This is a genomic window from Pantoea sp. SGAir0184 (genome assembly GCF_043544755.1).
In genome coordinates, this window is the sequence record NZ_CP028050.1 from 2,670,730 (window position 1) to 2,685,622 (window position 14,893).

15 protein-coding genes and 3 tRNA genes are annotated in these 14,893 nt (G+C 55.7%); 7 read left to right on the forward strand and 11 right to left on the reverse strand.

From position 1 onward, the window contains the following. The gene (locus C1N60_RS12675) at nt 1-432 is read right to left on the reverse strand and encodes a MarR family winged helix-turn-helix transcriptional regulator (protein ID WP_058769594.1); all 432 of its coding nucleotides are present in this window, start codon (nt 430-432) and stop codon (nt 1-3) included. Between the two features lie 478 nt (nt 433-910). Here C1N60_RS12675 and C1N60_RS12680 point away from each other — a divergent pair, with 478 nt between their 5' ends. Together C1N60_RS12680 and C1N60_RS12685 are read left to right on the forward strand one after the other, a co-directional pair. After that, a complete protein-coding gene (locus C1N60_RS12680; RefSeq protein ID WP_021508271.1) occupies nt 911-1,168 on the forward strand; it encodes a biofilm/acid-resistance regulator YmgB/AriR in 258 nt (85 codons plus the stop codon). Nucleotides 1,169-1,319: 151 nt separating this feature from the next. Next, the gene (locus C1N60_RS12685) at nt 1,320-2,819 is read left to right on the forward strand and encodes a SulP family inorganic anion transporter (RefSeq protein ID WP_058775405.1); all 1,500 of its coding nucleotides are present in this window, start codon (nt 1,320-1,322) and stop codon (nt 2,817-2,819) included. A gap of 41 nt (nt 2,820-2,860) precedes the next feature. Here C1N60_RS12685 and rclA read toward each other — a convergent pair whose 3' ends face one another. Continuing rightward, the gene (rclA, locus tag C1N60_RS12690) at nt 2,861-4,186 is read right to left on the reverse strand and encodes a reactive chlorine resistance oxidoreductase RclA (RefSeq protein WP_394520932.1); all 1,326 of its coding nucleotides are present in this window, start codon (nt 4,184-4,186) and stop codon (nt 2,861-2,863) included. A 138-nt stretch (nt 4,187-4,324) separates the two neighbouring features. Between rclA and C1N60_RS12695 the strand changes: the two genes are divergently transcribed. After that, a complete protein-coding gene (locus C1N60_RS12695; protein WP_288444042.1) occupies nt 4,325-5,188 on the forward strand; it encodes a helix-turn-helix domain-containing protein in 864 nt (287 codons plus the stop codon). 110 nt (nt 5,189-5,298) lie between these two features. After that, complete coding sequence (locus C1N60_RS12700; protein WP_275025410.1) at nt 5,299-5,469, forward strand: hypothetical protein; 171 nt, start codon at nt 5,299-5,301, stop codon at nt 5,467-5,469. Between the two features lie 112 nt (nt 5,470-5,581). Here C1N60_RS12700 and C1N60_RS12705 read toward each other — a convergent pair. The 6 genes from C1N60_RS12705 to uvrY all read right to left on the reverse strand — a co-directional run bounded on the left by C1N60_RS12705 (nt 5,582) and on the right by uvrY (nt 9,124). Further along, nucleotides 5,582-5,667, reverse strand: a tRNA-Leu gene (locus C1N60_RS12705). 11 nt (nt 5,668-5,678) lie between these two features. After that, nucleotides 5,679-5,752, reverse strand: a tRNA-Cys gene (locus tag C1N60_RS12710). Between the two features lie 43 nt (nt 5,753-5,795). After that, nucleotides 5,796-5,871: transfer RNA gene (locus C1N60_RS12715), tRNA-Gly, on the reverse strand. A gap of 151 nt (nt 5,872-6,022) precedes the next feature. After that, nucleotides 6,023-6,571 carry a CDP-diacylglycerol--glycerol-3-phosphate 3-phosphatidyltransferase gene (gene pgsA, locus C1N60_RS12720; RefSeq protein ID WP_021508275.1) on the reverse strand — a complete coding sequence of 183 codons (549 nt, stop codon included), beginning with the start codon at nt 6,569-6,571 and terminating at the stop codon, nt 6,023-6,025. Between the two features lie 68 nt (nt 6,572-6,639). After that, nucleotides 6,640-8,472, reverse strand: coding sequence for an excinuclease ABC subunit UvrC (gene uvrC / locus C1N60_RS12725; RefSeq protein ID WP_021508276.1), 1,833 nt, complete (start codon nt 8,470-8,472; stop codon nt 6,640-6,642). Next, complete coding sequence (uvrY, locus tag C1N60_RS12730; protein ID WP_021508277.1) at nt 8,465-9,124, reverse strand: UvrY/SirA/GacA family response regulator transcription factor; 660 nt, start codon at nt 9,122-9,124, stop codon at nt 8,465-8,467. Before uvrY ends, uvrC begins: the two co-directional genes overlap by 8 nt. 433 nt (nt 9,125-9,557) lie before the next feature. Here uvrY and C1N60_RS12735 point away from each other — a divergent pair, with 433 nt between their 5' ends. After that, the gene (locus tag C1N60_RS12735; protein ID WP_010616664.1) at nt 9,558-9,785 is read left to right on the forward strand and encodes a DUF2594 family protein; all 228 of its coding nucleotides are present in this window, start codon (nt 9,558-9,560) and stop codon (nt 9,783-9,785) included. 31 nt (nt 9,786-9,816) lie between these two features. Here C1N60_RS12735 and C1N60_RS12740 read toward each other — a convergent pair whose 3' ends face one another. Continuing rightward, nucleotides 9,817-10,428 (reverse strand): acyl-homoserine-lactone synthase, encoded by a 612-nt coding sequence (locus C1N60_RS12740; RefSeq protein WP_031279842.1) that lies wholly within the window; start codon nt 10,426-10,428, stop codon nt 9,817-9,819. Between the two features lie 124 nt (nt 10,429-10,552). After that, entirely contained in the window at nt 10,553-11,275 is a 723-nt protein-coding gene (gene sdiA / locus C1N60_RS12745) for a transcriptional regulator SdiA (protein WP_021508278.1), read from the reverse strand. A 539-nt stretch (nt 11,276-11,814) separates the two neighbouring features. On the opposite strand from sdiA, the gene C1N60_RS12750 reads away from it, so the two are divergent. Then, complete coding sequence (locus C1N60_RS12750; RefSeq protein ID WP_059008910.1) at nt 11,815-12,489, forward strand: DUF4396 domain-containing protein; 675 nt, start codon at nt 11,815-11,817, stop codon at nt 12,487-12,489. Nucleotide 12,490: 1 nt separating this feature from the next. Here the strand turns inward: C1N60_RS12750 and C1N60_RS12755 are convergent, their stop codons facing one another. Then, a complete protein-coding gene (locus C1N60_RS12755; protein WP_394520933.1) occupies nt 12,491-13,189 on the reverse strand; it encodes an extensin-like domain-containing protein in 699 nt (232 codons plus the stop codon). A gap of 286 nt (nt 13,190-13,475) precedes the next feature. Here C1N60_RS12755 and cycA point away from each other — a divergent pair, with 286 nt between their 5' ends. Continuing rightward, the gene (gene cycA, locus C1N60_RS12760) at nt 13,476-14,867 is read left to right on the forward strand and encodes a D-serine/D-alanine/glycine transporter (RefSeq protein WP_021508281.1); all 1,392 of its coding nucleotides are present in this window, start codon (nt 13,476-13,478) and stop codon (nt 14,865-14,867) included. Nucleotides 14,868-14,893: the final 26 nt, after the last annotated feature.

The window sequence follows — 14,893 nt, forward strand, 5'->3', positions numbered from 1 at the left end:
CTATACGTTTCCTAAGCGTTCAAGCAGCTGCTGCAACACGTTTTCGGTCACTGCCAGCGCGGCGGGATCGATATCGGCCAGCAGCTGGGCGCGCAGCGCATCCGCCTGCGTTTTTACCGTAGCGAACGCCTCGCCGCCCTGCTCGGTTAACACCAGCAGGCGCTTGCGACGATCTTCCTTTGGCTGCACCCGTGCCAGCAGCTGCTGTTTCACCAGCCGATCGACCAGCGGCACCACACTGGCTTCCTCCAGCCCCAATAGCTGTGCCAGCGCCTTTTGCGTCGGCGGTTCACTGGCGGTCGCCACGCTGGCAATTGCCAGCCAGCTACTCATACTTAAACCGCTCTCTTTCAGGCGGCGATCAACCGCCAGCCGCCACGCATGGGCAGTAAGATGCAACAGACGGGAGAACGGTTGTGGATGGTCAGTCAAAGCGTAGCGGCCTAATGGTTAGAGTTCTAACTAAATGGGAAGGTTATTATAAGCTAAGCGACGTGCGAATGAAAAGTTTGCTTACATCAGCAAATTTAGTCGTGCTGCGTGCAGATTACCAGTTTCACTTAAGTCGCGGAAAGGCCCGGTCAGGTCGTGTGTACAGCTTGCCTGTATAACTTTTTTCGGCAAAATACTCTATAATATTGAGTAAATTAGCCTGATAAGCACGAAATGCACAAGCCGCCGCTTGTACAGATTAGGGGTTACTGTATAACTTTAGCCGCCATGAATCGGTTAACGATTCGGTAACGAATGATGCAGTTGCGTCGCCTCTGAAGGTGTTGTGGATTTCCACCTTCAGAGGTGTCTTTTTGTGTTGGGTGGTGAGTCAGGTTTTTCGCGCCTGTCCGCGCGGAAATATTTCATCCTGGTTGTGCTGGCCGCTGGGCCATCAGCCAATCTTAAGGGCTTACACATGCAAAATGCCGTCAATAGCAGCGATGCCATCGCTGACAATTTCAAACAGGCCGTTAACAGTGAAACCAATGAGATGGAAGTCTTAGGCCATCTGATTGCTGAAATCCTGCACAGCGGTATGCCGGTGACCAATAAGGCCATTATTGCCGCCCTGATTGGCCGGCTGGAGCAGGAAGCCGATGTCGTCCAGCTGGATGTCTACCGTCACCTGCTGGAACTGGTGGTTCACCAGACCCCGGATGATTTTTCGCTGTAGCCGCAGCGGATTCCAGGGATGGAATCAACCTTATCGCCCCGTTTTACTGGCGCCTCGCGTCATCCCCCGGTAACATCGCCAGCGTTAACTTTTCCATTAAATATTGCTATGCCGTGACGGCATGCGCATCCAATAAAAGAGCCTGCAACAGATGAGTCAAACTGCCGATCGCCCCGCTGCCACAGCGAGCGACATCACGGTCGCACGTGTGCTGCGTTCCCCCTCTCTTTTCACCCGCGAGTGCCTGGCCGGGGTGATTACCGCCCTGGCGCTGATACCGGAAGTGATTTCGTTTTCCGTGATTGCCGGCGTCGACCCTAAAGTCAGCCTTGTCGCTTCGGTGGTACTGTGCCTGACGCTGTCGATTCTGGGAGGACGGCCAGCGATGGTCACCGCGGCGGCCGGTTCCGTCGCGCTGGTGATCGGGCCGATGGTGCACGCGCATGGCGTGGAGTACATTCTGCCGGCGGTGATCATCGGCGGTATGATTCAAATCATTTTCGGCCTTGCCGGGCTGTCGCGCATGATGCGCTATATTCCGCGCTCGGTGATGATCGGCTTCGTTAACGCGCTGGGCATACTGATTTTCTTTGCGCAGGTGCCGCACGTCTGGGGCCAGTCGGGTCTGGTGTGGCTGCTGTTCGCCGCCACGCTGGCCATCGTGCTGCTGCTGCCCAAAGTGCTTAAAAGCGTGCCTTCGCCGCTGGTGGCTATCGTGGCTGTCACCGCTGTCGCGCTGCTGCTGGGCTATCGCGTGCCCAACGTCGGTGATGAAGGGCCAATGCGCGCCGGCCTGCCGGATTTCAATACCCTGCTGGTGCCGCTTAATCTGCACACGCTGCAGATTGTCTGGCCCACCGCGCTGTCGGTCGCCTTCGTCGGCCTGATGGAATCCCTGCTGACCGCCAAACTGGTGGATGACATGACCGATACGCCTTCCGGCAAGCGGCGTGAATCCTGGGCGCTGGGCGTCGGCAATATTCTGGCAGGGTTTTACGGCGGTATCGCCGGTTGCGCGATGATCGGCCAGACCATTGTTAACGTCGAGCTGGGCAAGGCGCGTACCCGGGTATCCACCGTGGCCGCGGCGCTGGTGCTGCTGTTGCTGGTCACCGGTCTGAGCCAGATCATGGCGCAGATTCCGATGGTGGTGCTGGCGGGCATTATGATGGTGGTCGCGGTGAAAACCGTGAACTGGCACAGCCTGCAGCCGGCCACGCTAAAACGCATGCCGTGGTCGGAAACGCTGGTGATGGTGCTGACCGTCGCCGTCACGGTGTGGACCGGTAACCTTGCGCTTGGCGTGCTGGTGGGCGTGATGCTGGCCATGATGCTGTTTGCCCGCCGCATCGCTCATGTAATTCATGCCGAACGCCAGCTGAGTGACGATGGCGAGCAAGTGCACTACACGGTGCGCGGCCCGCTGTTTTTCGCCAGCAGCAACGATCTGTTTGAGCATTTTGACTACGGCCACGATCCGCAGCGCGTCACTATCGATTTGACCCACGCGCAGATTTGGGATGCCTCCAGCGTGGCGGCGCTCGACGCCATTGAGTACCGCTACCAGCGGCACGGCGCCAGCGTCACCTTCACCGGCCTGGATAACCGCAGCAGCGATTTCCGCGATCGCCTCAGCGGCAATCTCGGCTAGATGTGCGATAGGGACGCCCGGTGCGGGCGTCCTGTTCGGCATTATTTTACCAGGGCAAACAGATCATTGAGCGATTCGCTCATGGTTGGGTGGGTAAATATCTGGTCACGCAGCACGCTATACGGCAGCCCGGCATCCATTACCGTTTTCACGATGTTAATGACTTCATGCGAGTCCGCTGCCAGCAGCGCCACGCCGAGAATTTGCTGGCTGCCATTATCAACCACGGCTTTCAGCATGCCACGGGTGTCGTCAACAACGCGCGAACGCGGAATCGCGGCGACCGGCAGTGTCACCACCTGAATATCCCGCCCCTGCGCGCGCGCCTGCGCTTCAGTCAAACCAATCCGTGATAACACAGGCGTCATAAACACGGAATACGGGATGTTAACGCGATCTTCGGTGGTGCGCGTGCCCTTACCCAGCAACTGATCGTAAACGATGCGGAAATCATCAAGCGAAATATAGGTAAACTGTGGCCCACCGGTAACATCGCCCAGCGCCCAGATATGATCCACGGAAGTTTTAAGCTGTTTATCGACGCGCACCGCGCCGCGCGCATCGGTCACCACTCCCGCGTTTTCCAGTTTCAGTGCCTTCGTCGCCGGGCGACGGCCCGTGGCGACCAGCAGCACATCGACTTCACGATCGCCCTGTGCGGTATGCAGCGTCACGCTGTCGCGACCACTGGTTACACGCTGTAATGCAGTGTTGAGCTCGAGCTTAACGCCCTGCTCCTGCAGGATCCCGGCTATCGCCGCACTGATATCATCATCTTCCCGCGCCAGAAATTGCGGTGCACTTTCAAACAACGTCACTTCGCTGCCAAAACCGGCAAACATGGAAGCAAACTCAACGCCAATATAACCGCCGCCAAGGATCCCCAGCCGCTGCGGCAGTTGCGTTAAATTCAGGATACCGCTGCTGTCAACCACGCGCGGTCCGGCAACTAAGCCTTCCAGTGCGGGAAACACCGCTTCGGCACCGCTATTGATAAAAATTCGCTCAGCATGAATCTGGCTGACCTGCTGCGATGAGGTGATTTTCAGCGTGTGGGCATCCACAAATTCCGCCTCACCATCAATGATATCGATCTGCGCAATGGCGGCCAGATTGAGGTAATTCTTCTCACGCAACAATTCTACTACTGCCGCCTTGCGCTGCATGGCATCGCTGAAACTGGCATGATGTTGCACATCGTGGACCAGTGCTTTCGTTGGGATACAGCCGACATTAATGCAGGTGCCACCATACATTACGCGGGATTTTTCGATGATCGCGACACGCCATCCGGCGCGCCCCAGAGCCGCCGCCAGCGTTTTACCTGCTTTACCAAATCCGATGATTGCTGCCTGATAATGGTTCATGATGTTCTCCATGAGCGTCAAAAATAGTCATCACCCAAAGCTTACGGTTTGCTGCCGCGCCGTATTTCGCCGCAACGCTGGTATTTTTGTCTTTGCGTCTGAATCAAGCGGGCAGTTCAGGGAAAAGGGAAAAAACAGATGGATCCATTGAGTCAACTGCTGCTGCTGCATAACCCGCAGGGCAGCATAGATAAGAACTGCGTGCTGAGCGGTGAGTGGCAACTGCCGCACAGCGCCGGGCACCTGTGCGCAGTGCGCTGGCATACGGTCACTGGTGGCCGGGTCATGCTGGATATGCCCGTCACTGCGGGTGTCGAACTCACTGCTGGCAGCGTCATATTTCTGCCGCAAAACGCCGCGCATCGTATTTATCAGCGCCATACCCAGCCAACCCAACTGGTATGCGGCCTGCTGGAACTGCCCGCGTCGGCGCATGCTTTCCTCACCGCCCTGCCCGAAGTGCTAATGCTGGCCCCCGAACCCACAAGCAGCGATGGGCGCTGGCTGGCTGCGGTGCTGCCGTTCATCACCCAGAGTGCTGACGCACTGCCAGCTGCTGGTGATGCCGCACTTCGCAGCCAGCAGATTGGCAGCCTGTTCACACTGGCGGTACGTCATGGGCTTTTAACTCACGCAGCGCACCCTGGCTTACTCTCCCTGGCTCTGCATCCACGTCTTGGCCCTTTAATCACCCAGCTGTGCGCCGCGCCGGAAAGGCCGTGGACGGTAGAAGCCATGGCTCAGCAAGTGTTTATGTCCCGCGCCTCATTCGCGCTGCTGTTCCGCCAGCTCAGCGCTACCACGCCGCTGGCCGTGCTCACCGCCCTTCGTCTGCAGCTGGCCGCTCAGCGACTGGCACGCGAAACAGCCCCGTTAATCAACATCGCTCTGGCCGTCGGCTACGCCAGCGAATCATCCTTTCACAAAGCGTTTGTCCGTGAGTTTGGCTGCACACCGGGAGAATACCGACGTCGCGTTGAAACGCTGGCGCAGGACCGCTAAGAGTAAAGAAGAAAACTGTTCGCGCTTCGCTTGCGTAAAGGCGGATTCGTGGCTTTGCTTATTTCTCAGTGCGTTAACGATTACGCGGTTCGTAACAGGAGGAGAGCAAGATGAGTGGTTTGATGAAATCAGCCTTAGCGGCACTGACATTGGTTACCCTGGCCGGTTGTATGCAACACAGCGACGCGGTGGGCAGTGACGGACGTCCGCACGCACCCAGCAAGCAGTCAGTGCCTGGTGCCAGCGAAGGCGAAGGCCCGGTCGGGCAGCCACAGGATTGAGATTAATGGGACAGAAGTTATGTCCCGTTTTTATTTTTCAGGCACAAAAAAACCGCCCTTGGGCGGTCACGACATTGCTACTTATTGCTTTGATTTTATTCGGTATTAAATATGGTGCCCGGGGCGGGACTTGAACCCGCACGACCATAAGCCGAGGGATTTTAAATCCCTTGTGTCTACCGATTTCACCACCCGGGCAGGGTGTAAACTGGAGGCGCGTCCCGGAGTCGAACCGAGGTGGACGGATTTGCAATCCGCTGCATGGCCACTCTGCCAACGCGCCTTTTAATCTGAGGTGCAAGCCGTCTGCGACGTATTGCAATATCTGGAGCGGGAAACGAGACTCGAACTCGCGACCCCGACCTTGGCAAGGTCGTGCTCTACCAACTGAGCTATTCCCGCATTTGCTTATGCTTCACCGAACTTTCTGATTTTATTCAGCTTCTTGCAGCCTTGCTGCCGTTCGATGCGATGCATTCTACTTATCTGACGCAACGAGTCAATAGAATTATCCACACACTGCGTCCGTTTGCTGCTTTTTAAATCGCATCGATCAGCTATCGAGCAAATCGCCGCGTGCCGCGCTTAAATACTGGAACATTGACCAGAAAGTCAGCACCGCTGCGATGTACAACGCCACCACGCCAACACCCACTACGGTCGCGTCCGGACGCCACAGCAGCGCCACCAGCGACAGCATCTGCGCCGTGGTCTTCACTTTGCCAATCCACGACACCGCCACGCTGCTGCGCTTGCCAATCTCCGCCATCCACTCACGTAAGGCTGAGATAATGATTTCACGGGCGATCATGGTGGCGGCCGGCAGCGTGATCCACCAGGCGTGGAAATACTCGGCGACCAGCACCAGCGCCATCGCCACCATCACTTTGTCAGCGACCGGATCGAGAAAGGCACCAAAACGTGTTGTCTGCTTCCAGCGACGCGCGAGGAAGCCATCAAACCAGTCAGTGACCGCAGCAATGACAAACAGCAGCGCCGTCGCGAAGGGAGCCCAGTGAAATGGCAGATAGAACGCCAGCACGAAGAACGGGATCAGAACAACTCGAAACAGGGTAAGACACGTCGGAATGTTAAATTGCATATGCCAGTAACTGTCTGGTGTGAGTAGGATTTAACGTATGTTCCTACATTGCCCACCCTGTTTCAATGTTAGTGTTTCAGCGAGTAGTAGATTTTTTCCGCCAGGGCGAAGGAGATACCCGGTACTTTAGCGATCTCATCGACGCTGGCATTCATCAGCGGTTGCAGGCCGCCCATGTACTTCAGCAGCTGCTGACGCCGTTTGGGTCCGACGCCTTCGATGCTCTCCAGCGCGCTGGTGTTCTTCACTTTGGCGCGTTTTTTCCGGTGGCCCGAAATTGCATGATTGTGAGCGTCGTCACGAATGTGCTGGATAACATGCAGCGCCGGCGAGTCCGGCGGCAGTGAAACGCCCTCGCCTTCCGCCGCAAAGAACAGCGTTTCCAGGCCGGCTTTACGGTCGCTGCCTTTTGCCACGCCGAGCAGAATCGGCCGGTTTTTATCCCATGGCACATCCAGTTCCGCAAACACCTGCTGCGCCTGCGCCAGCTGCCCTTTACCGCCATCGATCAGGATCACATCCGGGATCTTTTCCGGTTCCAGCGCCTTGCCGTAACGACGGCGCAGCACCTGATTCATCGCCGCGTAGTCATCACCGGGGGTAATTCCTTCAATGTTGTAGCGACGATAGTCAGCGCGCAACGGGCCGTCACGATTGAACACCACGCAGGACGCGATGGTCTGTTCGCCCATGGTGTGGCTGATGTCGAAACACTCCATGCGGTTAATCTGCTCCAGTTTGAGGAACGCCGCCAGCGCCGCCAGACGCTGCTGGATGGTCGAGTGCTGCGCCAGCCGCGTTGTCAGCGCCGTGGCGGCATTGGTGCGCGCCAGCTTCAGGTAGCGTGCACGGTCGCCGCGCGGTTTGCTCTGAATGCTAACTTTGCGCCCGGCCAGTTCGCTCAGCGATGCGGCCAGCAGTTCCCGCTCAGGCAGATTGAAGTCCAGCAGGATGTCCGCCGGTAAGGTACGCGCTTCGCTGCCCTGCAGATAAAACTGTCCGACAAACGTCTGTACCACTTCGGTGAGTTCTGTGTCCGCCGGCACCTTCGGGAAATAGCTGCGGCTGCCCAGCACTTTGCCCTGCCGGATAAACAGCACGTGCAGACAGGCCATGCCGGCGTCATAGGCCACGCCCATCACGTCGAGATCATCGCCCTGATTGGAGACGAACTGTTTCTCTGTAATCCGCCGCACCGCCTGAATCTGGTCCCGCAGGCGCGCCGCCTCTTCAAAGCGCAGGCCCACGCTGGCCTGCTCCATACGCTGCACCAGCTGATTAATTACCTGATCGTCTTTACCGGCCAGAAACAGCCGCACATAGTCGGTTTGCTGCGCATATTCCTCTTCGCTCACCAGGCCGGCGACGCAGGGGCCGAGGCAACGGCCAATCTGATACTGCAGACACGGACGCGAGCGATTGCGGTAGACGCTGTTCTCGCACTGGCGAATCGGAAACACCTTTTGCAGCAGCGCCAGGGTTTCACGCACCGCATAGCCGTTGGGAAACGGACCAAAGTATTCGCCTTTGGCGTGTTTGGCACCGCGGTGCATCGCCAGGCGCGGATGCGGATCGCCGCTAAGGAAAATATAGGGGTACGACTTATCATCGCGCAGCAGCACGTTGTAGCGCGGCTGATACAACTTGATGTAGTTGTGCTCCAGCAGCAGCGCTTCGGTCTCCGTATGGGTGACCGTGACATCAATATTATGGATGTTGCTGACCAGCACTTCGGTCTTACGGCTTCCCACCTGCGTGCGGAAATAGCTGCTCAGGCGTTTTTTAAGGTCTTTGGCTTTACCAACATAGATCACCGTGCCTGTCGCGTCATACATGCGGTAGACGCCGGGCTGACTGGTCACGGTGCTGAGAAAGGCTTTTGGATTGAAAACGTCACTCACTACTGATTAACGGCTCCGCATTGAACAGGCCATGACGTATGGCCAGATGCGTTAACTCTACGTCACCACTGATGTTCAACTTGCTGAACATGCGATAGCGATAGCTATTAACGGTTTTCGGGCTCAGGTTAAGCTGCTCGGAAATCTCCGTCACCTTTTGCCCTCGGGTAATCATCAGCATAATCTGCAATTCCCTTTCCGACAAACAGCTGAACGGTGATTCGGCGCGCTGCGGCTCAATCTGGCTCAGCGCCATCTGCTGAGCGATATCAGAGGCAATGTAACGCTGACCGGCGTGCACCGAGCGAATGGCGCTGACCACTTCCTGCGGCGCCGCCCCTTTGCTGAGATAACCTGCCGCACCGGCCTGCATGACTTTCGCTGGCAGGGGATTTTCGGTGTGGATAGTCAGCATGATGATGCGGATATCCGGATTGAAGCGCACGATTTTGCGCGTCGCCTCCAGTCCGCCAATACCGGGCATGTTCATGTCCATCAGCACCACATCCACAGGATGAGTGCGGCACCATTTTACCGCATCTTCACCACAGGCAACTTCCCCGGCAATCACCAGTCCCTTCATATCTTCCAGTATGCGACGAATACCGGCGCGTACCAGTTCATGGTCATCAACAAGAAGCAGGCTGATCAACGGGACGTACTCCGCAGGTTAGTGGGGGAAAATATATTTCAGGGGCGTTATCTTACCGGGTTTCGCGTGGAAAGAACATCAGGGGCGCCAGATAAATCTCAAAACCAATGACCCATGTCAAATAGCAGGCAGCAGTGATTGTTTTTTTTAGCTGATGCAATACCATACTGGAATAAAATTGTTAAAATGTGACTAATATCATTAAGTTATAATTTATAACCCGCCTTCGCTTCTTCCCGCCCGTAGCACAAAAAAATAATCTTTCCGTGGAAGTTTTTTGCGCACAAAAAATAGCGAACGGTGCAATTAATTAACCCTCTGCGCGCGGGTCGATGATGTGGCCTAAATTCTTCCATCAAGCGTATGATATACTCTGTTTTTTATGCACGGGAAGAATGTGTGCGCACAAGGTCATTCCACAAAGGAGATAATGATGAGTGATGAAGATTTCGTAACATCGCGCGATACCCAGGCGCTGGCGGATGAAGTCGCCTGCCTGAAAATGATGGTGACGCTGATCCTGAAAGGCATGGGCCAGGCTGATGCCGGTAAGGTGATCATCAACATGGAGCGCTACGTTCAGTCCGCGCTGGCCGATAAACCGCAGGCCGAGGTGTTCAGCAACACCATCCGCCAGATTAAAACCGCCTACCGTCAGTAAGCGGCGTGCCCTGCGCATCCTGCGCGGGGCGTTAGCTGTGTGACTGCCAGTTGACCGACACGCCCAGCGAGGGCAGCACTTCTTCCGGACTGAAGCGACGCGTGCCGCGATACTTCTCCGCCAGCGCCGGCTGCTGCACCGGAATACGAATGGCAAACAGATTGTCTTCTGACTGGATCAGTCCCGGCGAGAGCGGCTCGTACACCACCTGATGCTGCTCAAACATTTTCTCCAGCATCGGCGTTGCCGAACTGATCAAATACTCCATCCCGCTCAGCTCTGCCAGCTGTACCGAATGCCATAAGATGTTCAGCGGCAGTTCGGCATCCACTTCAAGGCGGGCCGAATAGCGCGACATTTCCCACACTTTTTGCTGGTCAAAAGGCAGCACCATGCCCTCCGGCACTTCCGGCTCGTGCCACGGTAACAGACGTGCGCAGCCACAAATGCCCTGACGCGCAGTCCAGGCAATCAGCCAGGTGACATCGGAACGATCGAAGCGATCGTACTCCTGTCCCGGCGTGCTGAGTCGCGGCGGAATTGACCAGCCCTCGCCACGCGCAAAGACGCTGTAACGATAGGTGCCCAACTCGGCCAGCAAAGAGGACGGCATATCCTTTAGCTGTGTTTGAATTATTTTCATCATGCGCCCCTGACATCCCCATGTTTGCAATGATTTATTAAGCGCCAGCCTGGCGGAGTTTCCGGCGCAGGGTAGACAACTGACTGCGGCTTAGGAACTACTAAAATTAGTAGTTGCCTTTTCGCTATATCAGGCCGATGGCTGCGGCATAACAGGCAATCTGCGTTTTATTGGAAACATTAAAACGCTTTTGCATATTCTTTTGGTGAAAATTTACCGTGTGTTCAGAAATAGCCAGAATGAGGGAAATTTCGGCTGAGGTTTTTCCCTCCGCTGTCCATTTCAATATTTCCAGCTCGCGCTGACTAAAATCATTCGATAACACCACCATTGAGCCGTCATTCAGACGGTCCAGCACACGCAAACTCAGTTCCGCCAGGAAGTGCAGTTGCACCTCCAGCTCAACGCGTCTGTGCTGGGTCTGGCTGGGTTGTTGCGATGCTATAGATAATATACCAATGGCACGATTTAGCGCCATTGCCGAGCATGAAAAGCCACTTACCAGCCCTGCTGCATTGGCTTCTGCCCATAAATTGCCTGCGCCGGTAAATAAATCACGCGTCCACTCCACGCCGCGACCGGGCTGCTGGCAGAGCATTAACACCGGATCCACCGCATAGTAATTTTCACTCTCGTAGCGTTTCACCCAGCTCTGCGGATAGGTGCTAAAGAGAAAAATACGCGGTCGGGTAAAAGGCACCGGATGCTGTACCAAAAAGGCAAAAGCATCAAATCCAAGGGCCTCAACATGTTTTTGCAGCAGCGATTTCAATTGCAGCACTTCGGAAAGCGCCTGAAATTCTTTTTCAGTTTCGCCTCGCCAGACGAAATAATTATCGATGGTCATTATTGCCCTGGCGCTGTTTCACGCCTTATTCATAACAGGATATCTGTGCCGATTAATGTAAAAAATAAATTAACCAGAGAAAAAATATTGATTGAAACCAGAGCGGCATTGCGGGCAAAAAGTGATAACTACCTTGTTGTCAATATGTTACCCAAATGAGAAATTAAACTATGGTGCGTTTGCCAGCAGCACCATCAGGATGATAAGTCGTGCGAATCAGAATAAGATTTTTCTGAAGAATTTTCAATCGTCCTGTTGATTAAACGCCAGACTTCGCAGATAAAACATTCGCCTCATCATTAATCGCTATTATCTTTGCCATTCCCCTTTTTTATACCGCCCGTCATAATCTTCCTGCTGATTAAGTCCGCAGCGCGGCTTAATTCCAGTTATTTCTGCAGTGTTTCCCTGCTTTGCACCTGTGGCAGACATTTCCGGCACCGTCTTTTCCAGCTACGCTTTAGCAGAGGCGCAAGGTGGCAGGCACCAGCATAGCTCCGCAGGCTGGCGCGATTTCAGCAAACTGAGTGGGACTGACTATGTTAAACCAGCTGGCATTACCCTTTCTGGTCGTGGGCATGTGTACCGCCCTGATGATCGCTAAAGATCTGTTGCGTCACCCGCATCCGCTGGCGGTCATGAATATCATCTGGCCGCTCACCGGGCTTTACATGCCGTTTTTCGGCTGGCTGGCATGGTGGTATCTCGGGCGTAAACCGTCACGTCAGCGAAAACTGGCGCTGCTGCTGCCATCCGGATTAACCGGTTATGCCAGCTGGCAAACCATTTTTATTTCCACCTCGCTCTCTGCCGCCGCCTGTATATTCGGCGACATCATCACCCTGCCAATAGTCACTCTGCTCAAGCATTTTGCAATTAGCCCCGCGCTGTGGTTACAGGCGGTTATTTGCGTGATGATTTCGTTACTGGCGGGATTATTTTTTCAGTTTCTGGCCATTCGCCAGCGGGAACAACTTTCTATTGTCCGTACGTTATTATTAGCGCTGAAAACAGAAACCTTTCCGCTGCTGATTTATCAAACGGGAATCTTTATCTTTATGACGCTGGCCCTAAAATATGTGCTTAATCAACAGCTCAATCCCCTGCTCAGCGCCTTCTGGTTTATGTTACAGCTGGCGATGCTCACCGGATTTATTTTCTCCTGGCCGGCAAATCATTTCCTCATCAAACGCGGATTAAACCCGGCGGTGTAGTTTAGCGACAAAAGCCTGCGCCGCGCATGCCAAGGTGGAAATGGCTGGCATGCGCCGCATTGTAATCCGGCCCCAGCGCATTACCGAAGCTGGCACAGCCGTTGCGCCATAACGCGTGCAAACCGGCAGCGGCCTGCGGCGGTTGCTGCCAGTTTTTGCCTACCTGTAGCCAGCGCCCATCCGCCAGCTGAAACCCCGTGATGTCCCACGCCTCCGCCGTCGCGTGTTCACTGCGGCGTCCTTCCTGGCGGTGATAAATATTGCGGCAGGCGTAACTGCCAACATGCGCGATGCGGCGCAGCGGCGAGGTAATGCCGGCCTGCTGCAGCGCCGCATTGCTGCGCGTAACATACAGCGTGCTGGCCACCGCCATCGGACAGCTGGCAAGAAAACTGCTGCTCAGCGTGACCTCACCGAAGCGGCTGATGCGCAGCGGTTGATCAATCGGACAATCGCCCTGCAGCGGCGGCACCTCACGGAAACTGATTCTGCCCTGCGCGCTGGCCGCGCGCATCACCGCCAGACACGCGGCCGGATCGCTGCTCAGCCGCTGCAGCTTATAGCGCGTCATCCAGCCCGGCGGATCGGTAACCTGGAGCGGTATAAACGGATTCCACTGCGGCGGCAGATGGGTTTTCAGCCAGGGTAAACTCCACCAGCCGCACAGGGCCAGCAGCACTATCGCGAGCAATGCGCGCACGCTGCCTCACTTTTTCCGGGTTCATCGAAATGACAAGTGTAGAACCCTGCGCAGCGCTGCGTGGTGCAAGCGGCTCATTTGCAGAACATTTACGCAAAATGACGGCACGGCGCGCCATGTAAATATTTACTGACACGGTAAAGCACGCAAAAGGGCACAAAGGTTTAAAAACCATTACCGAGAGTGGCCGCCTTTCCTCTATCTTATGCCCTCTTGCCCTGTGCAACAGCACGTTATTCTACAGCCAGCAGAGCTGACACAACATCAAGACAGGAAAGATATTTTTATGGTTGATCAATCTAAAGCGGCGCCCATTGAGGCCGAACAGCCGGAAAAACTCCGGCGCAACCTGCATAACCGTCACATCCAGCTTATCGCCATCGGCGGTGCCATTGGCACCGGTCTGTTCATGGGCTCCGGTAAAACCATCAGTCTGGCGGGTCCGTCGATCATCTTCGTCTATATGATCATCGGTTTTATGCTGTTCTTTGTGATGCGCGCCATGGGTGAGCTGCTGCTCTCCAACCTTGAGTACAAATCCTTCAGCGACTTTGCCGCCGATCTGCTCGGTCCGTGGGCCGGTTATTTCACCGGCTGGACTTACTGGTTCTGCTGGGTGGTGACCGGCATCGCCGACGTGGTGGCGATCAGCGCCTATTTCCAGCTGTGGTTCCCGGACTTCTCGATCTGGATGAGCGCGCTGCTGTGCGTGTTTGTTTTCCTTGCTCTGAACATTGCCACGGTGAAACTGTTTGGCGAGATGGAGTTCTGGTTCGCCATTATCAAAATCGTCGCCATCGTGGCGTTAATCATCACCGGTATTGTGCTGGTCAGCCTGCACTACCCTTCGCCGAACGGGAGCCACGCGGCGCTGAGCAATATCTGGGATCACGGCGGCATGTTCCCGAAAGGGCTGAGCGGTTTCTTTGCCGGCTTCCAGATTGCGGTGTTTGCCTTTGTCGGCATTGAACTGGTGGGTACGGCGGCGGCGGAGACCAAAGATCCGCATAAAGTTCTGCCGCGCGCCATCAACGCGATCCCGCTGCGCATCATCATGTTTTACGTGCTGGCGCTGCTGGTGATCATGGCGGTGACGCCGTGGAACCAGGTCATGCCGGATCGCAGTCCGTTCGTTGAAATGTTTGTGCTGATTGGCCTGCCGGCCGCTGCCAGCATCGTTAACTTTGTGGTGCTGACCTCCGCGGCCTCCTCAGCCAACAGCGGCATCTTCTCCACCAGCCGCATGCTGTATGGCCTGGCGGAACAGGGCGTGGCGCATAAGGCGTTTGGCCGTCTCTCGGCGCGCGCGGTGCCGACCACCGGCCTGTTCTTCTCCTGCCTGTGTCTGCTGGCTGGCGTGGCGTTGATCTACCTGATTCCGGATGTGATGACGGTCTTCACCATGGTGACCACGGTTTCGGCGATTCTGTTTATGTTTGTCTGGACCATTATCCTGTGCAGCTACCTTGCCTACCGCAAACAGCATCCGCAGCGTCATGCGGCGTCACGCTTCAAAATGCCACTCGGCAAGCTGATGTGCTGGGTGTGCATGGCTTTCTTTGCCTTTGTGCTGGTGCTGCTGACCCTGCAGGAAGATACCCGCCAGGCGCTGATGGTGACGCCACTGTGGTTTGTGGTGCTGACCATGGGCTGGCTGCTACGCCGGCGTAAAGCCTGATCCACCTAAACGAACAGGCCCGGTTA